This is a genomic window from Kribbella sp. NPDC051137 (assembly GCF_040682535.1).
Lineage (GTDB): Bacteria > Actinomycetota > Actinomycetes > Propionibacteriales > Kribbellaceae > Kribbella > Kribbella karoonensis.
The window spans coordinates 798,664-823,065 of sequence record NZ_JBFBBI010000001.1; the positions used below are offsets into that span (position 1 = coordinate 798,664).

The window sequence follows — 24,402 nt, forward strand, 5'->3', positions numbered from 1 at the left end:
ACCAGGGGTTTTGTCATGCCCGGACTTCGGTAGCGACGCTGCCGATGTGTAAGCCAACGCTTATTGGGTACCGGTTGCCGTGTGTGGGACTACATAACTGAGCGTCATTCACAATTGCTCTATCAGAGCTACCAGCACCTGAGCCTGGTCATCCAGTGCGTCCTGCTGGCCACCGTGATCGCGGTCGGCCTGGCGGTCGTCGTGCACCGCAACCCGCGGGTCGCGTCGCTGGCGGGCGCGGTCAGCGCGGTCGGTCTGACCATCCCGTCGTTCGCGCTGCTCGGGCTGATGATCCCGGTGGCCGGCATCGGTACGGCGACCTCGGTGATCGCGGTCACCTTCTACGCCTGCCTGCCGATCCTGCGGAACGCCGTGGTCGGCCTGGCCGGCGTCGACTCGACGCTGATCGAGTCGGCGCGCGGGATGGGCATGGGCGCGATCCGGACCCTGCTCCGGATCGAGATCCCGCTGGCCTGGCCGGTGATCCTGGCCGGCGTCCGGGTCTCGGCCCAGATGTCGATGGGGATCGCGGCGATCGCGGCGTACGTGCTCGGGCCCGGCCTGGGCAGTTTCATCTTCACCGGTCTGACCCAGATCGGTGGCGCGAACGCTCTGAACTCCGCGCTGGTCGGCACGATCGGCGTTGTCCTGCTCGCTCTGATCCTGGACGCCTTGCTGCTGCTCGTCGGCCGCCTGACCACCTCGAGGGGTATCCGTGCCTGAAACCGAACCTGAAGTCAGCGGCGTCGACATCGAGTTGACCGATGTCGTCAAGCGGTACCCGGGCCAGAAGAAGCCCGCCGTCGAAGGGCTGTCCCTGCACATCCCGGCCGGCGAGATCGTGATGTTCGTCGGACCGTCCGGCTGCGGCAAGACCACCTCGCTGAAGATGATCAACCGGCTGATCGAGCCGACCTCCGGCAGCATCCGGATCGGCGGCGAGGACATCGGCCGGCAGGACGACGACGACCTGCGGCGCCGGATCGGGTACGTGATCCAGGGCGGCAGCCTGTTCCCACACATGACCGTCACCCAGAACATCGCGCTCGTCCCGGGCCTGCTCGGCTGGGACAAGCGCCGTACGGCCGAACGTGTCGACGAACTGCTCGAGCTCGTCGGCCTGGACCCGGACCGGTACCGGGGCCGCTACCCGCGGGAGCTGTCCGGCGGGCAGCAGCAGCGGGTCGGCGTGGCCCGCGGGCTCGCCGCCGACCCGCCGGTGATCCTGATGGACGAGCCGTTCGGCGCGGTCGACCCGATCACCCGGCAGCGGCTGCAGGACGAACTGCTCAGCATCCAGGAGGAGCTGCGCAAGACGATCGTTTGTGTCACCCACGACTTCGACGAAGCGGTGAAGCTCGGTGACCGGATCCTGATCCTCACCGAGGGCGCGCAGATCGCGCAGTACGACACCCCGGAGGCGATCCTGGCGAACCCGGCCAACCGGTTCGTCGCGGACTTCGTCGGCGCGGGCGCCGCGCTCAAGCAGCTGACCCTGAGCCGGGTCAGTGAGATCGAGCTGAACCAGCCGACGGTCGCGGAGATCGGCGACCCGGCTCCCGAGGTACTGCGGGCCGCGAAGGAGGCGGGTGACGACTCGGTCGTCGTGCTGGACCGGCGCCGGCGCCCGGTCGACTGGATGTGGACCACCGACTTGTCGGATGTCGCCAACGTGCCGGCGCCGCACGAGGACACCGACCTGGTCACGATCGACCGGCGCGCGACGCTGAACGACGCGCTCGACACGATGCTGATGTCGAGCCACGGCAGCGCGGTCGTCACCGGCCGCCGCGACGAGTACCTCGGCGTCGTCGACTTCCAGGCCGTGCTCGCCCGGATCCAGGACGGCAACGGCCAGCCGGAGGCGGAGGTCGCGCAATGACCGCTCTTGATCCTGGACCGGATCTTCAGCAGAAGGAGAATCTCGCGGACTCCAAGGCGACCGCGGCCGGGCTCGCAAGCAGCCGGGCGCGGCGCCCGTCGTGGGGCACGTTGATCGGGCAGCCGCTGTTCGTGGCGATCGTCGTCGGGGCCTGGGCGATCTGGCGTTCGCAGGCCGAGCTCGACTCGATCGAGCAACGGCAGCTGGAGTGGAAGCTCGTCGGGCAGCTGACTCTCGAACACCTGAAGCTGACCGCGGTCGCTACAGTCATCGTGCTGGTGATCGCCGTACCGCTCGGCATCATGCTGACCCGGCCGCGCTCCCGGCGGGCCGCGCCGGTCGTGGTCGCGGTGGCGAACGCCGGCCAGGCCGCTCCGGTGATCGGGCTGATCGTGCTGCTCGCGATCTGGCTCGGTTTCGGCTTCTGGACCGCGATCGTGGCGCTCTGCCTGTACGCGATCCTGCCGGTACTGCGGAACACGATCGTCGGCCTGCAAGGTGTCGACCACACGCTCGTCGAGGCCGGGCGGGGGATGGGCATGTCGACTCTCGCCGTCCTCGGCCGGATCGAGCTGCCGCTCGCCGTACCGGTGATCATGGCCGGCATCCGGACCGCGCTCGTGCTGGTCGTCGGGACCGCGACGCTCGCGACGTTCATCGACGCGGGAGGACTGGGCAGCCTGATCACCACCGGCATCCGGCTGCTGCGGTACCCGGTCCTGATCAGCGGCGCGCTGCTGGTCGGGGCGCTCGCCCTGCTGATCGACTGGGCGGGCCGCGTCCTGGAAGAAGTCACCCGACCGAGAGGGCTCGGATGAAGCGCCTGGTGGCGGCGGCGTCCGCCCTCCTCCTCGTACTGTCCGGCTGCGGCCTCGGCACCAGCGGCGGTTTCGTACCTTCCGGAACCCTGCAGGGCCAGCTGCGCTCGGTGAAGAACCTCGACGGCCTGACGATCGGGATCGGGTCGAAGAGCTTCCAGGAACAGCTGATCCTCGGCAAGATCGCGGCGATCCTGCTGGGCGCGGCCGGTGCCCACGTCAAGGATCTGACCAACATGCCCGGCAGCGACACGTCCCGCCAGGCGATGATCCAGGACCAGATCCAGATGGCCTGGGAGTACACGGGTACGGCGTGGATCTCGTACCTGGGACACGACACCGGCATCCCGGACAAGCAGAAGCAGTACGACGCGGTCGCGAAGGAGGACGCGGAGAAGTACGGGCTGATCTGGCTGAAGCCCGCGCCGATGAACAACAGCTACGGCTTCGCGATGACCCGGAAGGAGTCGGACCGGCTGCACATCACCAAGCTGTCGCAGGTCCAGTCGTTGCCGGTGAAGGACCGCACGTTCTGTGTCGAGTCCGAGTTCGCGAACCGGAACGACGGGTTCGAGCCGATGCTGAAGCACTACGGGATCCCGCTGGGCAGCGGCGTACCGCGGAACAACATCCGGACCCTGGACACCGGTGCGGTGTACGCCGCGACGAGCCACGGGGACTGCCGGTTCGGGGAGATCTTCACCACCGACGGCCGGATCAAGTCGCTCGACCTGGTCGTGCTGCAGGACGACAAGAAGTACTTCCCGGCGTACAACGTGGCGCCGGTGATCAGCAAGAAGGTGCTGGACAAGTACCCGCAGCTGCGGGACCTGTTCCAGCCGGTGTCGGACAAGCTGACCGATCCGGTGCTGATCGACCTGAACGCCCAGGTCGACGTCGAGGGGCGCGAGCCCGCCGACGTCGCCATGGACTGGCTGGTCAAGGAAGGCTTCATCAGCCGTGACTGACGGCGTTCTCCCTTGCCTGCCGGGGAAGTAGGTACGTCACCGCGAGGCTGACGACGAACAACCCGATCGCGACCAGGACCGACGTCTCGGTCGCGCCCAGGAACGCGCGGGTCGGCAACAGCTGGAAGAAGATCGTGCCGATCACGGCGACGCCGATCGCCCCGCCGTACTGCTGCATGGCGGTCAGTACGCCGGATGCCGACCCCGCGGCCTGGTCGTCGACAGACGCCAGGATGATGTCGAACAGCGGCGCGAACACCAGCCCGGCGCCGATCCCGGTGGCCAGTGTCGCCGGGACGAGGTTCCAGATCGTGGTGGCATTGCCGTACGTGTGCAGAGTGAACCAGACGCCGCCCATCGCCACCGTCATCAGCGCGACGCCGAGCTGGAGTGCCTTGCGGCCGAGCTTCGGGGCGAGCAGTGCGGCGGAGACCGGGGCGCCGATCGCGATGCCGAGCGAGAACGGCACCATCGCGAGTCCGGCCTTCAGTGGGCTGTAGTGCAGGCCGAGCTGGGTGAACAGGTTGAACACCAGCATGAAGCCGTTCATCGCGAGGAAGAACGTGGTGATCACGCCGAGGCCGGCGAGGTACCCGCGGTTGCGGAACAGCGACGGGTCGATGACCGGGTTGCCGGACCGGCGTTCGCGATAGCCGAAGAGCGCGAAGACGGCCAGCGATCCGGTCAACATCAGGATTGTCCACAATGGCCAGCCGAGTTCGCGGCCCTGGACGAGCGGATAGATCAGCATCCCGGAGGCGAGGCTGACCAGCAGTACGCCGGCCGTGTCGAGCCGGGCCGCGCCGGGAGTCCTGACCTCGGGCATGAAGCGCAGCGCGCCGACCAGGGCGGCGATGCCGATCGGGACGTTGATGAAGAAGATCGTCCGCCAGCCGGCACCGAACCAGTTCGCGTCGATCAGCAGGCCGGCGAGGATCGGACCGGCGACCGCGGACAGGCCCATCACCGGCCCGAACATCGCGAACGCCTTGCCGAGCTCGTCGGCCGGGAAGATCGACTTCAGGATCGCGAAGCCCTGCGGGATCATCACCGCACCGAGCAGCCCCTGCGCGAACCGGCTGCCGATCAGCACCTCGGGGTTGCCGGCCAGCCCGCAGACCGCGGACGCGACCGTGAATCCGAGCGCCCCGATCACGAACAGCCGCCGCCGCCCGACCAGGTCGCCGAGCCGGCCGAACGTGATCAGCCCGATCGCGAAGGCGAGCGTGTACCCGGCGAGCATCCACTGCATCGCCGACTCCGACCCGCCGAGCTCGGCGCGGATCGACGGCGCCGCGATGTTGACGATCGTCGCGTCGACGAGATCCATGATCTCCGCGATCAGGATCGTCGCCAGCACGACCCACCGCCAGCGGAAGGCCGTACCCCCGCCGGTCGTTTCTGCTGAGTCCTGAACTGTGGTGCTCATCGGAGGCCCCCTCGAAGAAGAAGTTTCGAACGCTGTTCGTTGACGAACACTGTTCTACTCGCGAACGGTGTTCGCGTCAAGTACGGTGTTCGCTACAGTGGTCCCATGACGCACTCTCCGTGGCAGCCGATCACCCCCGCGAAGCCGGCTCGCGAACGCAAGGCGCCGCTCACCCGGGACCGGATCGTCGACGCCGCGATGGAGCTGCTGCGCAAGGAGGGGTACGACGGCGTCTCGATGCGCAAGGTCGCCCAGGAACTGAAGACCGGACCGGCCTCGCTCTACGCCCACGTCGCGAACAAGCGCGAGCTCGACCAGCTCCTGGTGGAGCGGGCCACCGCCGGGATGTCCTTCGACGACCCGGTCGACCCCGCCCGCTGGCAGGAGCAGCTCAAGGACGTGATGCGCGCGATGCTCGGCGCGATGCGCGCGAACCCGGGCGTCGCCCGCGCGGCGATCGGCGCCGTACCGACGGGAGAGCGTGCCCTTCAGACCACCGAGCGAATGCTGGCGCTGCTCAAGGCCGGCAACCTCCCCGACCAGGCCGCGGCGTGGGCCGTCGACCTGATTCCCTTGTACGTAACGGCCATCGCGTTCGAGGAGACGGTGCAGAGCGCCTCCGACTGGACCGCCGAAGACGTCGAGGCCTTCGTCGCCGGCCTCCGCGCGTATCTCGCGGGACAGCCCGCCGACCGCTTCCCGCTGGTCGTGGCGCTCGCCGGACCGCTTACCTCGGGTGCCTCCGGCGACGAGCGGTTCGAGTTCGGCATCACGGTCATCACGGCGGGTCTCGCCGCCCTCGCGCAGTCCTGATCGATCCCGGGACCGGCAGCCCCGTCCACCGCCTGAGAAGGCCGGCGGACGGGGCTGTTGCAGGTGTGTCCAAGTGCTTGTGGTTCACGAATGCACATGGTTAACCTTCGGATTGTCAACAAAACTACGACTCGACTCTCGTGGGGCGTGTGGATTGCGTGTGGGGTGGGCACTCGGGTGGGGCCGTATGACGACAGGAGGAAATCGTGGACGCCGAGACCCCGCCGCCAGTGGATCCACACCAGCGGCCGCAGGACCGTCCGCCCGTGAGCACGCCCGGCAGTCCGCCGGGCGCTACGTCCAGGCCGCCGACCGAACAGGAGCAGCCCCCAGGAGTACTGAAGAAAGCGATCGCCGCCTCGGCGATCGGTAACGCCACGGAGTGGTTCGACTACGGCATCTACGCCTACGGCGTGACGTACATCTCGGCCGCGATCTTCCCCGGTGACACCCAGAGCCAGACGCTGCTGGCGCTGATGACCTTCGCCGTCTCGTTCCTGGTCCGCCCGCTCGGCGGCCTGGTCTGGGGCCCGCTCGGCGACCGGCTCGGCCGCAAGCACGTGCTGGCGATCACGATCCTGATGATGTCCGGCGCGACCCTGTTCGCCGGACTCGTCCCCTCGTTCCACACGATCGGCTACTGGGCGCCGGTGCTGCTGGTCCTGCTGCGGATGGTCCAGGGCTTCTCGACCGGTGGTGAGTACGGCGGTGCCGCGACCTTCATGGCCGAGTACGCGCCGAGCCGCAAGCGCGGGTTCCTCGGCAGCTTCCTGGAGTTCGGCACGCTGTCCGGGTTCTCGCTCGGTGCGCTGCTGATGCTGGGCTTCTCGCTGGTTCTCGGCGACGAGCAGATGCACGCCTGGGGCTGGCGGTTGCCGTTCCTGGTGGCTGCGCCGCTCGGTCTGGTCGGCGTCTACCTGCGGTCCCGGCTCGAGGACACGCCGGTCTTCCGCGAGCTCGAGGCGAAGGGCCAGAAGGAAGAGGAGACCGCGACCCAGTTCAAGGACCTGCTGTCCGGCTACTGGGCGCCGATCCTGCGCCTCGGCGGCATGGTGATCGCGCTGAACGTCGTGAACTACACGCTGCTCACCTACATGCCGACATACCTGGAGAAGCAGATCGGCCTGAGTGCGGACAAGTCGCTGATCGTGCCGATCATCGGCATGCTGGCGATGATGGTCTTCGTCCCGTTCGCCGGCCGTGCCTCCGACCGGCTCGGGCGAAAACCGTTGTGGTGGGCATCATTGGCCGGGCTGTTCGTGTTCGGCGTACCGATGTTCCTGCTGATGGGCACGAACATGGTCGGCGCGATCGTCGGTTTCGCGGTACTGGGCCTGCTGTACGTGCCGCAGCTCGCGACGATCTCGGCGACCTTCCCGGCGATGTTCCCGACCCACGTCCGGTACGCCGGTTTCGCGATCGCGTACAACGTGTCGACGTCGCTGTTCGGCGGTACGGCGCCCGCGGTCAACGACTGGCTGACCGCGAAGACCGGTGACTCGCTGGTCCCGGCGTACTACATGATGGCGGCCTGTGTGATCGGTGCGCTCGCGCTCGCGAAGGTTCCGGAGACGTCGCGGTGCCCGATCAACGGCACCGAGATCCCGGGCACCGAGGACGCCCCGCCCCCGGTGGCCCTCGAACCGGCCCACGCGAAGGCCTGACAGCAAAAGGCCCGCCTTTCCGGAAACAATTCGCCGCATAGTGCGGGTTTGTTTCCGGAAAGGCGGGCCTGCTGTCAGCCGAGGACGGCGGAGACGGCGTCCGACCAGAGGCCGGCCGCCTCGTCGACCTCGTCGGGGGAGACGACCAGCGCTGGGATGAACCGCACGACCTGACCCCAGGCGCCGCAGGTGAGCAGCAGCAGGCCGCGTCGGGCGGCCTCCTGCTGTACGGCGGTGGCGGTCGCCGCGTCGGGCTTGCCGTCCGCGTCCCGGAACTCGTTGCCGATCATCAGGCCGAGCCCGCGCACGTCGGTGATCTGCTCGTGCTTGTCCGCGACCAGTTGCAGCGCCTGCTTCAATTGCGCGCCGCGGTCGGCCGAGTTCTGTACGAGGCCTTCGTCCTGGATCACTTCGAGCGTCGCGACGGCCGCCGCGCAGGCGACCGCGTTCGCGCCGTACGTGCCGCCCTGTGAACCGGGCCAGGCCTTCTCCATCAGCGCCGACGACGCGGCGATCCCGGACAGCGGGAAGCCGGACGCCAGCCCCTTCGCGGTGACGAGGACGTCCGGGTGCGAGCCGAAGTGGTCGCCGCCCCAGAACTTCCCGGTCCGCCCGAAGCCGGTCTGTACCTCGTCCACGACGAGCAGGATGCCGTGCGCGTCGGCGCGTTCGCGGAGCCCGGCGAAGAACTCTTCGTTCGCGGGGACGTAGCCGCCTTCACCGAGTACGGGCTCGACGAAGAACGCTGCGGTGTCGGCCGGCGTGCTCAACGTCTGCAGGACGTAGTCGAGTTGCTTCAGCGCGAACTCCGTCGCCTGCTCGACCGGCCAGCCGAAGTGGCCCGGGTCCGGGAACGGTGACACGTGGACGCCGGCCATCAGCGGGCTGAACCCGGAGCGGAACTTGGTGCCGGACGTCGTCATCGACGCCGCGGCGACGGTCCGGCCGTGGAAGCCGCCGTGGAACACGATCACGTTCGGCCGGCCGGTCGCCTGCCGGGTGAGGCGGAGCGCCGCCTCGATCGCCTCGCTGCCGGAGTTCGCGAAGAACATCCGGTCGAGGTGCCGGGGGAGTACCTCGCCGAGCCGGTCGACCAGCGTCAGCAGCGGTCGGTGCATGACCGTCGTGTACTGCGCGTGGATGATCCGGCCGACCTGCTCCTGGGCGGCCGCGACCACGCGCGGATGGCAGTGCCCGGTCGACGTGACGCCGATGCCGGCGGTGAAGTCCAGGTACCGCCGGTCGTCCTCGTCGAAGAGCTGTACGCCCGAACCGCGGGCGGCGACCACGCCGGTCGCCTGTTTCAGGATCTGCGAGAGCTCGGCCACAGACTTCTCCAACCGTAGGATGGTAGATTGTTGACAATCCTACCTCAGCAGTTCGGGCCGGTGAAGGGGTGCAGATGGACGAGTCCACAGTGGTCCACGCCGTCGAGAAGCGGCTGTTCATCGACGGGAAATGGGTCGACGCCACCGGCGGCAGGACGTTCGACGTCGTCGATCCGTCCACCGGCGAGGTGCTCTGTGCGGTCGCCGACGCGTCGCCGGCCGACGGACGGGCCGCCCTCGACGCGGCGGTCGCCGCCCAGCCGGACTTCGCCCGGACGTCGCCGCGGGAACGGTCCGACCTGCTGATGACGGCGTACCGGCTGTTGATGGAGCGGGTCGACGAGCTGGCGTTGCTGATGACGCTGGAGATGGGCAAGCCGCTGGCGGAGGCGCGCGGCGAGATCGCGTACGCGGCCGAGTTCTTCCGGCACTTCTCCGGCGAGGCGCTGCGGATCGACGGCGGCTACCAGACCGCGCCGGCCGGCAACGCGCGGTTCCTGATCACCAAGCAGCCGGTCGGCCCGTGCCTGCTGATCACGCCGTGGAACTTCCCGATGGCGATGGGCACCCGCAAGCTCGGGCCGGCGATCGCGGCCGGCTGCACGAGTGTCATCAAGCCGGCACACCAGACGCCGCTGTCGATGCTTGCCCTGATGGGGATCCTGGCCGAGGCCGGCCTCCCGGCCGGTGTGGTCAACTGCGTCACCGCGATGGACGCCGGCGGCGTGATGGAGCCGCTGATCCGTTCCGGGCTGGCGCGGAAGCTGTCGTTCACCGGCTCGACCCGGGTCGGCCGGATCCTGCTCGAGCAGTGCGCGGAGAAGGTACTGCGGACCTCGCTCGAGCTCGGCGGCAACGCGCCGTTCATCGTGTTCGAGGACGCGGACCTGGACGAGGCGGTGACCGGCGCGATCGCGGCGAAGATGCGGAACATGGGCGAGGCCTGCACCGCGGCCAACCGGATCTTCGTGCACAGCTCGGTGATCGACGACTTCGGCCGCCGGCTCGCCGAGCGGATGGGCGGGCTCACCGTCGGCCGCGGTACCGAACCGGACGTGAACGTCGGCCCGCTGATCGACGAGGCCGGCCGGGACAAGGTGCGCGCGCTGGTCGCGGACGCGGTCGACCGTGGCGCGACCGTGCTCACCGGCGGAGAAGTTGCTCCGGGCAACGGGTACTTCTATCCGCCGACGGTGCTCACCGGCGTACCGCGGGAGGCGGCGATGGCGGACCAGGAGATCTTCGGACCGGTCGCGCCGCTGACCCCGTTCAGCACCGAGGACGAGGTGGTGCGGGCCGCCAACGACACGGAGTACGGGCTGGTCGCCTACGTGTTCACGAACGACCTGCGGCGGGCGCTCCGGGTGGCCGAGGCGATCGAGACCGGGATGGTCGGGCTCAACCAGGGCGTGGTGTCGAACCCCGCCGCGCCGTTCGGCGGGGTCAAGCAGTCCGGACTCGGCCGCGAGGGCGGCGCGATCGGCATCGACGAGTTCCTGGAGACCAAGTACATCGGTATCGCCGTCGACAGCTGAGCCGGCTGAACAGGCCCGCGGTCACTTGCGGGTGAGACGCTCGATCGCGTCCTCCATGTGCTCCGAGAGCAGTTCGTCGGTCCGCTCGATCTCGCAGTCCCGGATCGCCGCCGCGATCCGGCGGTGCTCCAGGTAGCGGTTGTCGTCGGCGGTGTACGTCGACTCCAGGGCGTGGATGCACATCCGGGTCTCGATGATCTGGGTCCGGTGCATCCGCGCCAGCCGCGGGCTGCCGGACGCCCGGACCAGGAACTCGTGGAACTGGATGTCGATCTCTCCGACCGCGGCCGGATCGTGCCGGACCGGCTTCATCCGCTCGGCGATCGCGTGCAGGTCCAGCCCGACCGTCTCGAAGTCACCGTCGCGGAGGATCAGCATGGCCGCAGCCCGCTCGATCGACTCGCGGGCGTAGTACATGTCACGGATCTCGGCCGGCGTCATGTCGATGACGAACAGGCCGCGGTTGCGGATCGGGACCAGCAGCCCCTCCTGGGTGAGCCGTTGCATCCCCTCGCGCAACGGCCCGCGACTGACGCCGAGCTTGCGGGCCAGGTCGGCCTCGACCAGTTGGGCGCCGGGCTTGAACTCCCCGTGGCCGATGGCCTTGCGCAGTTTGTCGGCGATGATGCTCGGCGTCGACTCCTGAGCCAGCGGCTCGATGTAACTCGTCACAGCTGAATCTCCCCTTGCGCGAACAGCGTCCCGAGACCCGGCAGCGACGGCACCGGGCCGGCGAGCTCGAGACCCTTCCAGACCGTCACCTGGTTCGCGGTCAGGACCGCGCCGCCGGTGGCGGTCTCCAACTCGTCGATGATTCCCAGCGTGTGCAGCGCGGTGTCCGGGATCAGCACCGCGTCGGCGTCCCGGTGGTTGGCCGCCTTGGCCATACTGATCACCTGCTCCGGCTCCAGCGTCCCGACCTCCGCGGCGGTGACGATCCCGCTGCTGCCCATCGACACCACCTCGATGCCGGCCCCGGCGAGGAACCGGACGAAGTGCTGGGCGACGTCCTCCGGGTACGACGCGGCGACCGCGACCCGGTGGATCGCCATCTCCTGGCAGGCCTCCACGAACGCGATCGAGGTGGACGACGCCGGTACGCCGACCGCCTGCGCGACCCCACCCGCCTGGATGTTGGCGCCCTCGCGGCCGAACACGAAACTGCCCGAGGTACAGGCCCACATCACCGAGTCCGGCCGCGACCGCTTGAGCTGCGCGGCGCCTTCGGCGAGGCGCTCCGCCCGGCCGAGGTCGAGGAGCGCGTCCACGCGATGGGCGTCCTCGCCCACCGAGGTGATCACGACCGGCAGCTTGACCTGCCCGTCCAGTCTCGCCTCGAGCATGGAATAGTCGTCCTCGGCGCTGTGCCCGGGATAGAGCAGCCCTACCGTGACCATCGGACCTCCTGGCTTGATGTGCACCGAATGGGTAGATTGTCGACAATGTTAACCCCAGAGCGTCCGGAGTCCGGGTCCGCTGCGAGGCACCCTGTGGATAACTCTGCGTACGACGTTCAGGGGCTGCTGACCACGCTCCGTGGAGAGCTCCGGGGGACCGCGGCCGACGATCGCCGGACCCGCGCGCTGTACGCGGCGGACGGCTCGAACTACCGCGCGGTCCCCGATCTCGTCGTCGTACCGGCGGACGTCGACGACCTTGCGGCGGCGGTGTCGCTGACCGCGGCGGCGGGTGCGCCGGTGGTTCTCCGGGGCGGCGGTACGTCGATGGCCGGCAACGCGATCGGCGGTGTCGTGATCGACGCCTCGCGGCAGGTCAACCGGATCCTCGACATCGACCCCGGAACCCGGACCGCCGTCGTCGAACCGGGGGTCGTACTGACCGACCTGCTCGCGGCCGCGAAGCCGCACGGGCTCGCGTTCGGCGCCGACCCGTCGTCGGCGAGCCGGGCGACGCTCGGCGGGATGATCGCCAACAACGCCTGCGGCGCGCACTCGGTCGCCTGGGGGACGACGGCCGACAATCTGCGATCGCTCGAGCTGGTCCTTGCCGACGGCACCCGGCTGACGGTCGACTCGTCGGCCGATCGAGCTGTCGCTGCCGCCCGGCCTGGACGCGAAGGCGAGCTGCACCGGGCGCTCCAGGCCTTCGCGGATCGGCACGAACTGCTGATCGGGCGGCGGTTCGGTCAGTTCACCCGGCAGATCTCCGGGTACGCGCTGCACCGGCTGCTCGGTGACTACAACGTCGCCGGGCTGCTGTCCGGGAGCGAAGGCGGTCTGGCTGCGACGCTCCGGGCGACGGTCGGGCTCGTCGAGTTGCCCAAGGCAAGGGTTCTGTGCGTGCTCGGGTTCGCCGACTCGATCAGCTCTGCGGACTGTGTCCCGGTCGTACTGCGGCATGCGCCGTTGACGATGGAGTCGATCAACAACGAGCTTGTCGACCGGTTGCCGAAGGAAGTCCGTGAGGCCGCGGTGCACGCCGGGATGCCGGACGGCAACGCGTGGCTGCTGGTCGAGGTCGGCGGACCGGACGAGGCGGCCGCTGCGGCCGCGGCCCGCGCGATGCTCGAGGAACTGCGCGACTCGGGTGCGACCGCATCGCTGGTGACCGACCGCCGGGCGCAAGCCGTGTTGTGGCGTTGCCGTACGGATGCCGCGGGTCTCGCGACCCGACGTGCGGACGGGGCGGAGGCGTGGGGCGGCTGGGAGGACGCCGCCGTACCGCCGGAGCGTCTCGGTGCGTACCTGCGCGGGCTCGACGAGTTGCTCGGGCGGCACGGACTGTCGGGGGCGTCGTACGGGCACTTCGGCGAGGGCTGCATGCACATGCGGATCGACTTCGATCTGTTGAGCCGGCGGGGGATCGCGACGTACCGGGAGTTCGTCGAGCAGGCCGCGGACCTGGTGGTCGGGCTCGGCGGGTCGGTGTCCGGCGAGCACGGCGACGGGCGGGCGCGGGGCGAGCTGCTGGCGAGGATGTACGGCGCGGACGGGGTCGCTCTGTTCGGGGAGCTGAAGCGGATCTGGGATCCGGCGGGGGTGCTGAACCCGGGAATGATCGCCGATCCGCCGCCGCTGGACGCCGCGATCCGGCACGACGGTCCGGCGAAGGATCGTCAACTGTTGACAATCTTCAGCTACCCGGAGGACGGCCACGACTTCGCGCAGGCGCAGCGGCGCTGCGTCGGGATCGGCAAGTGCCGGCAGACGACCGGCAGTGTGATGTGCCCGAGCTATCAGGTGACTCGCGAGGAGCTGCACTCGACCCGTGGGCGGGCACATCTGCTCTGGGAGATGCTGCAGGGCGACCTGATCACGGACGGCTGGCGATCCACCGAAGTACGGGACGGCCTCGACCTGTGTCTGTCGTGCAAGGGCTGTCTGTCGGACTGCCCGGTGAACGTCGACATCGCGACGTACAAGGCCGAGTTCACCCAGCATCACTACGCCCGCCGCCCGTGGGCCCGGCCGTTGTCGCACTGGTCGATGGGCTGGCTGCCGCTGTGGTCCCGGCTCGCGTCCCGGGCTCCGAAACTCGCGAACCGGTTCGCCGCGCTGCCGCTGACCAAACGGCTGGGCGGGATCGCCGCCGAGAGGGAGGTGCCCGGTTTCGCTTCGCAATCCTTCACCCGGTGGTTCGAAGGTCGTACGCCGAGGGCTGCCGGGCGGAAGGTTGTGCTCTGGCCGGACACGTTCACGAACTACCTGGCGCCGGAGATCGGGCGAGCCGCGGTCGCCGTACTGGAGGATGCCGGCTTCGAGGTGGTCCTTCCCGGCAAGCCGGTCTGTTGCGGCCTCACCTGGATCTCGACCGGGCAGCTCAGCACCGCTCGCCGCGTGCTGAACCGGTCGCTGGCCGTCCTGGCTCCGCACCTGACCGCCGGCACGCCGATCGTCGGCCTCGAACCCAGCTGTACGGCGGCCTTCCGCCATGACGCGCCCGCGCTGGTCGACAATCCGCTGGCCGGATCGGCGGCGGCGAACATCCGGACGTTGTCCGAGTTGCTCGTCGACGCCGGCTGGACGCCGCCGCAGGTCGGGGGAGAGGCCTTCGTCCAGCCGCACTGCCACCAGCACGCCGTACTGGGCTTCGACGCCGACCGCAAACTGATGGCGGCCGCAGGCATCGACACCGACCTCGCCGCGCCCGGCTGCTGTGGCCTGGCGGGCAACTTCGGGTTCGAGCGCGAGCACTACGACGTCTCCAAGGCGGTGGGCGAGCGCACGCTGCTGCCCGCCGTACGTTCGTTGCCGTCGACAACATCTGTCCTCGCCGACGGCTTCAGCTGCCGGACCCAGATCGCCCAGGGCACCCCGCGTACCGCCCGCCACCTGGCGGAGTTGCTCGCCGAAGCGCTGCCCGGCAGCGGTCGCGCCCCGGGCTAGTTCGCCGCGAGTTTGTCGACTGCCCGCCGGAGCCGGGTGACGCCTTCCTGGATGCGGTCGGGAGTCGTCGACGCGAAGCAGACCCGGAACGCGTCGGAGAAGCGCCCACTGGGAGAGAAGGCCGGACCGGGAATGAACGCCACGCCCTCCGCCAGCGCCACCTCGAACAGCTCCTGGGTGTCGACGCCGTTCTCCAGCGTCACCCAGAGGAAGAAGCCGCCCTCCGGATCCGTCCACCGCGCGATGTCACCGAAGTGCTCGGTCAGCGCGGCATGCATCGCCTCCTTGCGCAACCGGTACTCCGCGCGCTGCCGCACCAGGTGATCCTCGAGATGACCACCGCTGAGGAACCCGGCCAGCAACCGCTGTGCCGGCAGGTTCGTACACGTGTCCATCGCCTGCTTCGCGTTGATCAGCAACTGCTGCAGCTCGGGATCCGCATCGACCCACCCGACCCGCAGCCCCGGCGCGACGATCTTCGAGAACGTCCGGACCGAGAACACCAGCGGATCGCCCGCGCCCAGCTCCCGCAGCGTCTGCAACGGATCGCCGGCGAACCGGAGCAAACCGTACGGGTCGTCGTCGATCACCATCGAACCCCACGACCGCGCCAGTTCCAGCAGCTGATGCCTCCGCGCCAGTGAGAGCGTCGCGCCGGACGGGTTCTGGAACGTCGGGATCGTATAGATCGCCTTCGGCCGCCGTCCGTCCAGCAGCTTCGGTAGATCGTCGACAATCATCCCGTCGTCGTCCACCGGCACCTCGAGCAGCTCCGCGCCGTACGACAGCGCCGTCGCACTGCCGTTCGTGTACGTCGGGGACTCCACGACGACGAGGTCGCCCGGGTCGACGAAGATCTTGCAGAAGAGGTCGAGGCCCTGCATGCCGCCGGCCGTGACGGTGAGACGGTCCGCGGTCGTCTCGTCGCTGGTCCCGCGAAGCGTCTCCAGCAACGCGGCGTGCAGCGGCGGATCGCCCTCGGTGGCCGCGTAGTCGTAGGCGTCCGGGCGGGCCAGTTCGTCGGCCGCGATCGCGGACAGGATCTGCGACGGTACGGCCTCGGCGGCGGGCGAACCCATCGCGAAGCGGACGATGTCGTGGGTCTGCTTGTGCAGGAGCGACGTACTCGAGTCGATCACCGAACCCACGAGACCTGTCGCGCGGGCTGCGTACGGGAGTGCAGACAAGGGCTTACCTCCTGATCGTCAGTTCGTGGGACAGACCGGTCAGTCGTTCCACTCCGTCGGCGGTGACCACCACGGGCTCGGACAGCTCGTAACCCCAGCCCTCCATCCACATCCCGAGGATGACGTGGAACGCCATTCCCGCGGTCAGCACGGTGGTCTCCTCGGGACGCAGGCTGACGGTGCGTTCACCCCAGTCCGGCGGGTACCCGATACCGATCGAGTACCCGATCCGCGATTCCTTCACCAGGCCGTGCGCGGCGATCACTTCGTTGAAGGCGGCATGCACCGTGGCGCCGGTGACACCTGGCCGGATTGTCGACAATGCTGCACGCATACCGTCGGCAACGATCTTGGCGGTCTCGCGGAGCCGGTGCGGCGGGTCGCCGAGCATGATCGTCCGGGCGAGTGGGGCGTGGTACCGGCCGAAGACGCCGGCCAGTTCGACCGTGGTCGCCTCGCCGGTGCGGAACGGGCGATCGGTCCAGGTCAGGTGCGGCGTACCGGCCGCGTCGCCGGTCGGCAGCATCGGCACGATCGCCGGGTAGTCGCCGCCGTGCTCCGGCGTACCGGTCGCCTGCGCGGCCAGGATCTCGGCGACCAGGTCGCACTGCCGCTGCCCGGGCCGGAGCTGGTCGAGCGCGATCCGCATCGCCTGCTCGGCGATCCCGCCCGCGATCCGCAGCTGGCGCAGCTCGTGTTCCGACTTCACCAGCCGGACCCAGTTCACCAGCTCGGCCGAGTCGACCAGCCGGCGGCCGGGCAGCCCGTTGCCGAGGGCAAGGTAGCCGCGCGGCGTGAAGTAGTGCGCGTCCGCCTCGACCGCGACGTCGGCTCCGGCCGGTACGAGGTCGCGGCACACGTCCGCGATCCAGTCGTACGGGTGGACGTCCGGGCGATGCACGAGACGCTCCGGGTAGCCGTGGATCTGGTCGGACCGCAGATTGCAGGTGTACGACGCCCCGGCCGCGTCCATCGCCCGCGCGAACAGCTGGACCTCGCCGTCGGCCGGCACCAGCAGACACTGGGGCGTGTAGAACGACCACGCGTCGTACCCGGTGAGATAGAAGAGGTTCGCGGGGTCGCTCACCACCAGCGCGCCGAGGCCGCGTTCGGCCAGGACGGCACGGACCCGGGCCAGCCGGCCGGCGTACTCGTCAGACTCGACCGCCTGCTCCAGCAGGTCGGACACGGACTCACCCCTTCCCGGGTCGCTCATGCGTGGCTCGCTGCCGGTCCAGCGGCCAGCAGGTGCTGGCCCGGCCCGATCCCGGTGCGGCCGGCGAGCTCCAGGACGGCCCACATCGTCACCTGGTTCGCGGTCAGCACCGGCTTGCCGAGCGTCGCCTCCAGCCCGGCGATCACGTCGTACGTCGGCAGGTTGGTGCAGCTGATGAAAATCGCCTCGACTGTAGGATTGTCGACACTCTGCACGAGTTCGACCGTTGTCTCGTAGGGCACCGCCCAGATCTGCGCGATCAGCCCGAGCCCGGCGGTCGCGACCACCTCGATGCCGGCCTCGGCGAGGTACGCGGACAGGCCCGCGGTCAGGTCGTTGGTGTACGGCGTGACGGTCGCGATCCGGTTGATCCCGAGCCGCCTGAGCGCGAGCAGCAGGGCGCCGCTGGTGGTCACCGCGGCCGGGGCACCGGCGCCGACCATCGCGTCCACGAGCGCGAGCTCGCCGTTGAGCCCGCCGACGAAACTGCCGAACGTACAGGCGTACGCGACCGCCAGCGGGGCGACCGCGAGCACGTTGTACGTCGTCCGCGCGATCAGGGCCGGATCCGAGATGTGCACCGCCATCTCGACGGTGGCGGCCATCGGGGCGTACGGCGTCCGGGTGACGTGCAGGGTGACGTCGTCGGGGACCCAGCGCCAGAGTTCCCGGTCGAGCGCGAAGTCGTACGGCGCGACGACGCCGATGCCGGTCTGCAGCAGCGGTGGGACCGCTGCCGGCATCGGGTTGGTGAGGGGACGCGTGCTCATGCGAGTCAGTGTGCGGCCCTCGGGAGATTGTTGACAATCCTACCAGCGAGTTCCTAGCCTCGAAGCTGTGCCGGCCCCCGTGGAACGCCCAGTCGTCGCGGTGCTCTGCGAGCGGGCGACGGACCGGCCACCGGGTCTGGGCGGGCTGCCGCTCGACTTCCGGTACTGCGCCGCCGACGGGTTACGTGCCGCGGTAGAAGGTGCCCAGGCATTACTGCTCTGGGACTTCTTCTCGACTGCGGTACGCGACGTCTGGGCGGACGCCGGATCGCTGGAATGGATCCACGTCACGGCGGCCGGTGTCGACACACTGCTCTTCGACGAGTTGCGGGACTCGGCGGTCGTAGTCACCAATGCACACGGGGTGTTCGACCGCCCGATCGCCGAGTACGTGCTGGGTGCGGTCATCGCGCACGCCAAGGACAGCCGGCGCAGTTTCGACCTGCAGCGCGAGCGTCGCTGGCAGCACCGCGAGACCCGCAGTGTGCTGGGCGCGAAGGCGCTCGTCGTCGGGACCGGAGCGATCGGCCGGGCGACCGCCCGGTTGCTCAGCGTTGCCGGGCTGCAGGTGCGGGGTGCCGGCCGGGTCGCGCGTGGGGACGACCCGGACTTCGGCGAGGTCGTTGCCAGCGGCAATCTGTCCGCCGAGGTCGGGTGGGCCGATCACGTCGTACTCGCGGCGCCGTTGACCGCCGCGACCCGGGGCCTGGTCGACGCCGGCGTACTGGCCGCGATGCGGCCGGGATCGCATCTCGTCAATGTTGCCCGTGGCCCGATCGTCGACGAAGGCGCGCTGCTGGACGCCGTGGCCGACGGGCACATCGCGGCCACCCTGGACGTGTTCGACCGCGAGCCGCTGTCACCGGATCACCCGCTCTGGACGGCACCGAACGTGACGGTGACCGCGCACATGTCCGGTGACGTGATCGGCTGGCGGGACACCCTCGCGGCGCAGTTCGCGAACAACGCGCGCCGCTGGCTGGCCGGTGAGCCGCTGCTGAACATCGTCGACAAGAAGCTCGGCTACATTCCGACAGGAGATCGATGACTCAGGCAACCGAGTTGGTCGAGGGCTACCGGACCGGAGCACTGTCCCCGGTCGACGCCACGCAGGCCGCGCTGGACGCGATCGAGCGGTACGACAAGCAGGTGAACGCCTTCGTCCTGGTCGATGCCGAGGGTGCACTGGCCGCGGCCAAGGAGTCGGAGGGCCGCTGGCGGGCCGGCCGGCCGCTCGGCCCCGGCGACGGTGTGCCGACGTCGGTCAAGGACGCATTGTGGACAAAAGGATGGCCGACACTGCGCGGCAGCACGATGATCGACCCGGCCGGGCCCTGGGACGAGGACGCGCCGTCGGTCGCCCGGCTGCGCGAGACCGGCGCGGTCATCCTCGGCAAGACGACCACGCCGGAGTACTCGTGGAAGGGCGTCACCGACTCCTTCACGTACGGCGCGACCGGCAACCCGTGGGATCCGGCGAAGACCTCGGGCGGTTCGAGCGGCGGCTCCGCGACCGCGGTCGGGCTCGGGATGGGCGTGTGGTCGCTCGGCACCGACGGCGGCGGCTCGGTCCGGATCCCGGCGGCGTTCACGGGCACGGTCGCGCTGAAACCGACGTACGGACTGATCCCCTTGTTCCCGCCGAGCGCGTTCGGCACGTTGTCGCATGCGGGCCCGATGACCCGGACCGTGCGGGACGCGGCGGCGCTGCTCGACGTGGTGGCCGGGTTCGACCCGCGGGACTGGTCGGCGATGCCGACGCCGGCCCGGTCGTTCCTGGACGGCCTGGACGACGGGATCGCCGGTCTGCGGATCGGCTTCTCGGCGGATCTCGGGTTCGTCGAGAACGATCCTGAGGTCGAGGCGCTGGTGCGCTCGGCGGTCGACGTCCTCGCCGGGCTCGGCGCCGAGGTGACCGAGGTGGACCCGGGGTTCGCCGACCCGATCGACGCGTTCAACGTGCTCTGGTGGTCCGGCGCGGCCAAGGTGCTGTCCGGTTATGTCGTCGACGACCGGGTCGATCCCGGGCTGCGCCGGGTCGCCGAGCTGGGTGCGGCGTACACCGCCTCGGACTTCCTCGACGCGACCGCGGTCCGGATGGAGCTCGGCACGCTGATGGGGCGGTTCCACCAGCAGTACGACGTTCTCGTCACGCCGACGCTGCCGATCACGGCCTTCCCTGTCGGGCAGGACGTTCCGGACGGATCGACCTCGCCCGACTGGACCGACTGGACGCCGTACACGTATCCGTTCAACCTCACCCAGCAGCCCGCGCTGTCGGTGCCGTGCGGATTCACCGCGGCCGGGCTGCCTGTCGGATTGCAGATTGTCTGCCGTCGGCATGCCGACGCTCTGACGCTGCGGGTCGGCCAGGCGTACCAGGCCGCGACCGACTGGCACCGGCGTACCCCGAGCTTGGAGGCACGATGAAGCAGATCAGGGTCAGCCTGGACAAGCGCGGCGTGAGCTGCGTGGCGAAACTGCTCGACGACGTCGCGCCGCGGACGTGCGCGGCGGTGTGGGATGCGCTGCCGCTGTCGGCGCCAGTGTTCCACGGCAAGTACGCGCGGAACGAGATCTACACGTTGCTGCCCGGGTTCGCGCCTGACCCGGGGAAGGAGAACACGACGATCACGCCGATCCCCGGGGATCTGTGCTGGTTCTCGTTCGATTCCGACGATCTCGGGAATCCGGCGTACGGCTACGAGAACACGACCGGCACCGGTACGACCGGGGCGATCGTCGACCTCGCGGTGTTCTACGGGCGGAACAACCTGCTGATCAACGGTGACCAGGGGTGGGTGCCCGGGAACGTGTTCGGGGCCGTCACCGAGAATCTCGAGGAGTTCGCCGCGGCCTGCCAGGACCTGTGGATGGGCGGCGCGCGCGGGGAGACACTGTCGTTCACCCGGCTGTGAACGGTTGCTGCAGCTCGGTGACCCAGTCGTCCGGGTTCTCCGGGGTGTCGAGGTAGAGCTCGCGGGCCGGTTCGGCGGCGCGTCGGCCGTTGTCCTCGAGCCAGCGGGCGAGCGCCTGCCAGGACGGGAGTACCTGGTCGATGGGGCCGCGGTGGACGAGCGTTGCCGCTTGCATTGCCGGTAGATCGACGGCCTCGAGTCCGTTCAGGTTGCCTCCGGCATCGACCGCGGCCGGGACAGTCGCCCGTACGACGACGTCCGCCTGCTGCTCGTACAGGCAGGTGAGCCGGCCTGCTGGTCGTACGTCGGCGTGGGGGAGACGACGGCCGAGTTCCGCGCAGAGCGGGTGCAGCACGGGCGTGATGTCGTCGGGCGTGAAGCTCGCGGCCGTCGCTCTCAGGCCGACGAGGCGTACGGCAGGCAGCTCCTTGACGACGATGTCCTTGGCCGGGGCCTCTGCCTCCAGGCCGCGGAGCCGCGACTCGACCTGGGCGAGCCGCGCGTAGCTCTCGGCCAGGGTGGTCTCCAGTTGTGCACGTCGCATCGTGAGCATCGCCCGGAGCTCGGTCGGTGTCAGATTGTCGGCAATCATCTTGTCGACCTGATCGAGCGAGAAGCCGAGCTCCTTCAGTGCGACAATCCGGTTCAGATCGGCGAGCTGGGCCGCCGTGTAGCTGCGGTACCCGGTCGCGGGATCGACGTAGGCCGGCCGGAGCAGCCCGATCGCGTCGTAGTGCCGCAGCATCCGGACCGACACCCGGCCGTGCCGTGCGAACTCTCCGATCGCGAACATGTCTGACAGTCAACCAGTAGTCAGCTGACCCGCTGCAGGAGTTCCGCGAAGGTGATGGCGGTGTCGTCCTCGTGCCAGGGACCGATGACCTGCGCCGCGGTCGGCAGCCCGGTTGCCGTCCGGCCGATCGGCATACTGAGCGCGGGATGGCCGGTCAGGGCGGCGTGGGCGATCCAGAAGACCTGCGCTTCGTACGGGCGCCCGTCGATCGTGGTCGAGCCGTGCGGGAACGCGACGGTGAAGCTCGTCGGGCAGAGGAACACGTCGACGTCCTCGAAGTACTGCTGCCATGTCGCTCTGGCGGCCAGGCGGTTGCGTTCGGTGGCGAGGAGCCGGTCGACGGTCATCGCGGTCGGTTCGCCGCCGTGGAGGGCGAAAAACAGTTCCACCTGGCGGCCGAACTCCTCGGCCTGGGCGTTCGGGTCGACGCCGTACGGCCAACTGTCGACAATCTTCGCGCCGGTCGCGGCGATGCGGTCGATCGTGTCGGACAGCGCGTCGCCGACGTCACCCGTCACCGGTGCCGACGGGTGATCGGTGACCACGCCGACGCGATAGTCCTTCAGGCTCCGGTGTCTAGGAGCTGCGAGGTTGTAGGAGTACGGCGCCTCCGGACCGGCAGTTGCGCGCAAGGCGATCCGCAGGTCGGCGGCGGAGCGGGCGAGTGGTCCGATTGTTGACAATCTGGGCATTTCGCTCGGGACGTACGGCGTACCCGGCACTTGGAATCCGCGTTGTGGGACGAGCCCGTTGGTGGGCTTCAGCCCGTAGACGCCGCAGTACGCAGCCGGCAGCCGGATCGACCCGACCAGGTCGGAGCCGTACTCGAGATACGTCAGCCCCGCGGCGAGCGCCGCTGCGGCACCGCCCGACGATCCGCCCGGCGTACGGGTCAGGTCGGCTGGGTTGTTGGTCCGGCCGTACACGTCGTTCGCCGTCTGACCGAAGTCCGCGAGCATCGTGTGAACATTCGTCTTGCCGACAATCTGCGCCCCGGCACGCTCCAACCGCTGCACGATCACCGCGTCCTCGGCCGCGACGTAGTCGGCGAACGCGGGATTGCCCCACGTCGTATGCATCCCGGCAACGTCAAAACACTCCTTGACGGTCACCGGCACTCCATGCAGCGGCCCTCGCGCGCCCCGGGCCGCGTCGGCGCGGTCCGCGGCGGCCAGCGCGTGCTCGCGGCGGACCTCGACGACCGCGTTGACCTCCGTGTCAGCCGCGATCCGATCGAGCAGTTCTTCGGTCACCTCGCGTGATGTCGACTTGCCCGTACGAATGCGCTCCGCAATCTCTCCAGCTGTGAACATGCGGATTGTCTACGGTCTGACACCGTGTGAGAGTCAACGCCCGACCTCGACACCGTTTCGGAACACCCGCCGAATCCGCTCGTCTACGGCGGTGCAGTCCAGCGTCGTACCGTCCAGCACCACTAGATCGGCCCGCTTGCCCGCCGCGATCTCGCCCCGATCGTCCGCCAGCCCAAGCAACCGCGCCGCGTCGATGGTCGCGGCCCGCAACGCACCCGCGTCACCGAGACCGGCCGCGGACAGGTGGCGCAGTTCCCACAACGCCTCCGAGTACGGGCGTACCGGACTGTCCGTTCCCATCGCGATCCGCACTCCCGCGCCGATCGCCAGTCGCATCGACTCCCGATGCGCTTCGGCGGCTCCGTCCGGCGCATGCTCCGGATCGGACTGCGTCACCGACAAGGTCGGCACGTACCACGTCCCGTTCTCGGCCATCGCCTCGACGGCGGCAACATCCAGGTACGTCCCATGCTCCACACTCGCTGCGCCGGCCCGCGCCGACAGCTCCGCTGCGCGGGCACCGTGCGCGTGCACCATCACTCGCCGGCCACCACGCCGCGCCGCCTCGTCGACCACCGCCGCCAGTTCGTCGAAAGTCAGCTGCAGATCGTGTACGCCGGTCCCAAGCGCAAGCGACCCGGTCGCCGTCACCTTGATCCAGTCCGCGCCCGCTCGAACCATCCGCCGTACGGTGGCCCGTCCCGCATCCGCCCCGTCGAAGATCGGGTCCGGCAGCGACGGGTCACCGTAGAAGTCCAAGGTCCCGGTACGTGGCGCCCAGAGGTCTCCGATCGCTCCCGTCGTACCGACCTGCCGCAGGCTCAGCTGCAGATCAGGTCCGTCGATCCACCCGCTTGCGATCGCGAGCCGAACCCCCGCGTCCGCACCCCACGCGTCCCGCGCCGTCGTCACTCCGAGTCGGAGCAACGTCCGCAGCGCCGGAACCGCCGACAACACCCGAGCCGATCGCGGCACCCGCAACGCGTCCATCCCGGGCAGCCCGAAACACACATGCGTATGACAATCCACAAACCCAGGCACGACGAGCGACCCGGCGCAGTCGATCCCGTCGTCCCCGTCCAACCCAACACCGACGTCGACAATCCGATGTCCGGCAATGACCACGTCGGCGTCGCGCATCTCACCCGCCCCTACATCCAGCACCATCCCGGAATGCAGGACCAGTCGCCTCACGACGTGCAACTCCTTCGCGATCGAGCCAGGAAATCGAGCCAGGCGAACCCGTCGGCTCGGAGTATGCCGCATGCCGGCTCTTCCCGCGGGCACGCCAGTCCCGGCCGTCAGCCGGAACCCCAGCTCAGATGGTGACGAAGGACGGCGGCCCGGTGGCGGGTCGGGTCGGCGCCCGCTCGCCCCACACCGCGAAACGAGCTGCAGCAGTCAGCGTGGCTTCATCAGCCT

At 69.4% G+C, this 24,402-nt stretch carries 21 protein-coding genes; 11 read left to right on the forward strand and 10 right to left on the reverse strand.

The window, feature by feature from the left end:
- The first annotated feature begins 114 nt into the window (after positions 1 to 114).
- The 4 genes from AB0M51_RS03830 to AB0M51_RS03845 are packed head-to-tail and all read left to right on the forward strand — an operon-like array spanning position 115 to position 3,668.
- Positions 115 to 723: an ABC transporter permease gene (locus AB0M51_RS03830; RefSeq protein ID WP_344201429.1), complete on the forward strand. Its 609-nt coding sequence runs from the start codon at positions 115 to 117 to the stop codon at positions 721 to 723.
- Positions 716 to 1,882 (forward strand): ABC transporter ATP-binding protein, encoded by a 1,167-nt coding sequence (locus AB0M51_RS03835; RefSeq protein WP_344201425.1) that lies wholly within the window; start codon positions 716 to 718, stop codon positions 1,880 to 1,882. The genes AB0M51_RS03830 and AB0M51_RS03835 overlap by 8 nt, the downstream gene beginning before the upstream one ends.
- Positions 1,879 to 2,700 carry an ABC transporter permease gene (locus tag AB0M51_RS03840; RefSeq protein ID WP_344201423.1) on the forward strand — a complete coding sequence of 274 codons (822 nt, stop codon included), beginning with the start codon at positions 1,879 to 1,881 and terminating at the stop codon, positions 2,698 to 2,700. The genes AB0M51_RS03835 and AB0M51_RS03840 overlap by 4 nt, the downstream gene beginning before the upstream one ends.
- Positions 2,697 to 3,668, forward strand: a complete 972-nt coding sequence (locus AB0M51_RS03845) for a glycine betaine ABC transporter substrate-binding protein (RefSeq protein WP_344201421.1) — start codon at positions 2,697 to 2,699, stop codon at positions 3,666 to 3,668. The genes AB0M51_RS03840 and AB0M51_RS03845 overlap by 4 nt, the downstream gene beginning before the upstream one ends.
- On the opposite strand, the gene AB0M51_RS03850 is transcribed toward AB0M51_RS03845, so the two are convergent.
- Positions 3,655 to 5,097: a DHA2 family efflux MFS transporter permease subunit gene (locus AB0M51_RS03850; RefSeq protein ID WP_344201418.1), complete on the reverse strand. Its 1,443-nt coding sequence runs from the start codon at positions 5,095 to 5,097 to the stop codon at positions 3,655 to 3,657. The genes AB0M51_RS03845 and AB0M51_RS03850 overlap by 14 nt on opposite strands.
- A 105-nt stretch (positions 5,098 to 5,202) precedes the next feature.
- On the opposite strand from AB0M51_RS03850, the gene AB0M51_RS03855 reads away from it, so the two are divergent.
- Positions 5,203 to 5,910, forward strand: a complete 708-nt coding sequence (locus AB0M51_RS03855) for a TetR/AcrR family transcriptional regulator (protein WP_344201415.1) — start codon at positions 5,203 to 5,205, stop codon at positions 5,908 to 5,910.
- Positions 5,911 to 6,176: 266 nt separating this feature from the next.
- Complete coding sequence (locus AB0M51_RS03860; protein ID WP_344201412.1) at positions 6,177 to 7,574, forward strand: MFS transporter; 1,398 nt, start codon at positions 6,177 to 6,179, stop codon at positions 7,572 to 7,574.
- 74 nt (positions 7,575 to 7,648) lie between these two features.
- Here AB0M51_RS03860 and AB0M51_RS03865 read toward each other — a convergent pair whose 3' ends face one another.
- Positions 7,649 to 8,914 carry an aspartate aminotransferase family protein gene (locus AB0M51_RS03865; RefSeq protein WP_344201409.1) on the reverse strand — a complete coding sequence of 422 codons (1,266 nt, stop codon included), beginning with the start codon at positions 8,912 to 8,914 and terminating at the stop codon, positions 7,649 to 7,651.
- 62 nt (positions 8,915 to 8,976) lie between these two features.
- On the opposite strand from AB0M51_RS03865, the gene AB0M51_RS03870 reads away from it, so the two are divergent.
- Complete coding sequence (locus AB0M51_RS03870; RefSeq protein WP_344201406.1) at positions 8,977 to 10,437, forward strand: NAD-dependent succinate-semialdehyde dehydrogenase; 1,461 nt, start codon at positions 8,977 to 8,979, stop codon at positions 10,435 to 10,437.
- A 21-nt stretch (positions 10,438 to 10,458) separates the two neighbouring features.
- Here AB0M51_RS03870 and AB0M51_RS03875 read toward each other — a convergent pair whose 3' ends face one another.
- Together AB0M51_RS03875 and AB0M51_RS03880 are read right to left on the reverse strand one after the other, a co-directional pair.
- Positions 10,459 to 11,109 carry a GntR family transcriptional regulator gene (locus tag AB0M51_RS03875; RefSeq protein ID WP_344201403.1) on the reverse strand — a complete coding sequence of 217 codons (651 nt, stop codon included), beginning with the start codon at positions 11,107 to 11,109 and terminating at the stop codon, positions 10,459 to 10,461.
- The gene (locus AB0M51_RS03880) at positions 11,106 to 11,834 is read right to left on the reverse strand and encodes a maleate cis-trans isomerase (protein ID WP_344201400.1); all 729 of its coding nucleotides are present in this window, start codon (positions 11,832 to 11,834) and stop codon (positions 11,106 to 11,108) included. Before AB0M51_RS03880 ends, AB0M51_RS03875 begins: the two co-directional genes overlap by 4 nt.
- 93 nt (positions 11,835 to 11,927) lie before the next feature.
- Here AB0M51_RS03880 and AB0M51_RS03885 point away from each other — a divergent pair, with 93 nt between their 5' ends.
- On the forward strand, positions 11,928 to 14,783 hold the full coding sequence (locus tag AB0M51_RS03885; protein ID WP_344201397.1) for an FAD-linked oxidase C-terminal domain-containing protein: 2,856 nt from the start codon (positions 11,928 to 11,930) through the stop codon (positions 14,781 to 14,783).
- On the opposite strand, the gene AB0M51_RS03890 is transcribed toward AB0M51_RS03885, so the two are convergent.
- Genes AB0M51_RS03890 through AB0M51_RS03900 form a run of 3 tightly spaced genes read right to left on the reverse strand, consistent with a single transcriptional unit; the run spans position 14,780 to position 17,956 of the window.
- Positions 14,780 to 15,970, reverse strand: coding sequence for a PLP-dependent aminotransferase family protein (locus tag AB0M51_RS03890; RefSeq protein ID WP_344201395.1), 1,191 nt, complete (start codon positions 15,968 to 15,970; stop codon positions 14,780 to 14,782). The genes AB0M51_RS03885 and AB0M51_RS03890 overlap by 4 nt on opposite strands.
- Before the next feature lie 4 nt (positions 15,971 to 15,974).
- Entirely contained in the window at positions 15,975 to 17,159 is a 1,185-nt protein-coding gene (locus AB0M51_RS03895) for a M24 family metallopeptidase (RefSeq protein WP_344201392.1), read from the reverse strand.
- Between the two features lie 23 nt (positions 17,160 to 17,182).
- The gene (locus tag AB0M51_RS03900; protein ID WP_344201389.1) at positions 17,183 to 17,956 is read right to left on the reverse strand and encodes an Asp/Glu racemase; all 774 of its coding nucleotides are present in this window, start codon (positions 17,954 to 17,956) and stop codon (positions 17,183 to 17,185) included.
- Between the two features lie 67 nt (positions 17,957 to 18,023).
- Here AB0M51_RS03900 and AB0M51_RS03905 point away from each other — a divergent pair, with 67 nt between their 5' ends.
- Genes AB0M51_RS03905 through AB0M51_RS03915 form a run of 3 tightly spaced genes read left to right on the forward strand, consistent with a single transcriptional unit; the run spans position 18,024 to position 20,874 of the window.
- Positions 18,024 to 19,004: a D-2-hydroxyacid dehydrogenase gene (locus AB0M51_RS03905; protein WP_344201387.1), complete on the forward strand. Its 981-nt coding sequence runs from the start codon at positions 18,024 to 18,026 to the stop codon at positions 19,002 to 19,004.
- The gene (locus AB0M51_RS03910) at positions 19,001 to 20,386 is read left to right on the forward strand and encodes an amidase (RefSeq protein ID WP_344201384.1); all 1,386 of its coding nucleotides are present in this window, start codon (positions 19,001 to 19,003) and stop codon (positions 20,384 to 20,386) included. Before AB0M51_RS03905 ends, AB0M51_RS03910 begins: the two co-directional genes overlap by 4 nt.
- Positions 20,383 to 20,874, forward strand: coding sequence for a DUF3830 family protein (locus AB0M51_RS03915; RefSeq protein WP_344201381.1), 492 nt, complete (start codon positions 20,383 to 20,385; stop codon positions 20,872 to 20,874). The genes AB0M51_RS03910 and AB0M51_RS03915 overlap by 4 nt, the downstream gene beginning before the upstream one ends.
- On the opposite strand, the gene AB0M51_RS03920 is transcribed toward AB0M51_RS03915, so the two are convergent.
- The 3 genes from AB0M51_RS03920 to AB0M51_RS03930 are packed head-to-tail and all read right to left on the reverse strand — an operon-like array spanning position 20,861 to position 24,174.
- Complete coding sequence (locus AB0M51_RS03920) at positions 20,861 to 21,667, reverse strand: MerR family transcriptional regulator (RefSeq protein ID WP_344201379.1); 807 nt, start codon at positions 21,665 to 21,667, stop codon at positions 20,861 to 20,863. The two genes, AB0M51_RS03915 and AB0M51_RS03920, sit on opposite strands and share 14 nt — an antisense overlap.
- Positions 21,668 to 21,687: 20 nt before the next feature.
- Positions 21,688 to 22,980, reverse strand: a complete 1,293-nt coding sequence (locus tag AB0M51_RS03925) for an amidase family protein (RefSeq protein WP_344201376.1) — start codon at positions 22,978 to 22,980, stop codon at positions 21,688 to 21,690.
- Positions 22,981 to 23,013: 33 nt separating this feature from the next.
- Entirely contained in the window at positions 23,014 to 24,174 is a 1,161-nt protein-coding gene (locus AB0M51_RS03930; protein ID WP_344201373.1) for an amidohydrolase family protein, read from the reverse strand.
- Between the last annotated feature and the right edge of the window lie 228 nt (positions 24,175 to 24,402).

Coding starts and splice junctions, on each gene's coding strand:
- AB0M51_RS03840 (WP_344201423.1), top strand. CDS start 1,879: ATGACCGCTCTTGATCCTGGACCGGATCTTCAGCAGAAGGAGAATCTC.
- AB0M51_RS03845 (WP_344201421.1), top strand. CDS start 2,697: ATGAAGCGCCTGGTGGCGGCGGCGTCCGCCCTCCTCCTCGTACTGTCC.
- AB0M51_RS03850 (WP_344201418.1), bottom strand. CDS start 5,097: ATGAGCACCACAGTTCAGGACTCAGCAGAAACGACCGGCGGGGGTACG.
- AB0M51_RS03855 (WP_344201415.1), top strand. CDS start 5,203: ATGACGCACTCTCCGTGGCAGCCGATCACCCCCGCGAAGCCGGCTCGC.
- AB0M51_RS03870 (WP_344201406.1), top strand. CDS start 8,977: ATGGACGAGTCCACAGTGGTCCACGCCGTCGAGAAGCGGCTGTTCATC.
- AB0M51_RS03880 (WP_344201400.1), bottom strand. CDS start 11,834: ATGGTCACGGTAGGGCTGCTCTATCCCGGGCACAGCGCCGAGGACGAC.
- AB0M51_RS03900 (WP_344201389.1), bottom strand. CDS start 17,956: ATGAGCACGCGTCCCCTCACCAACCCGATGCCGGCAGCGGTCCCACCG.
- AB0M51_RS03910 (WP_344201384.1), top strand. CDS start 19,001: ATGACTCAGGCAACCGAGTTGGTCGAGGGCTACCGGACCGGAGCACTG.
- AB0M51_RS03915 (WP_344201381.1), top strand. CDS start 20,383: ATGAAGCAGATCAGGGTCAGCCTGGACAAGCGCGGCGTGAGCTGCGTG.
- AB0M51_RS03920 (WP_344201379.1), bottom strand. CDS start 21,667: ATGTTCGCGATCGGAGAGTTCGCACGGCACGGCCGGGTGTCGGTCCGG.
- AB0M51_RS03925 (WP_344201376.1), bottom strand. CDS start 22,980: ATGTTCACAGCTGGAGAGATTGCGGAGCGCATTCGTACGGGCAAGTCG.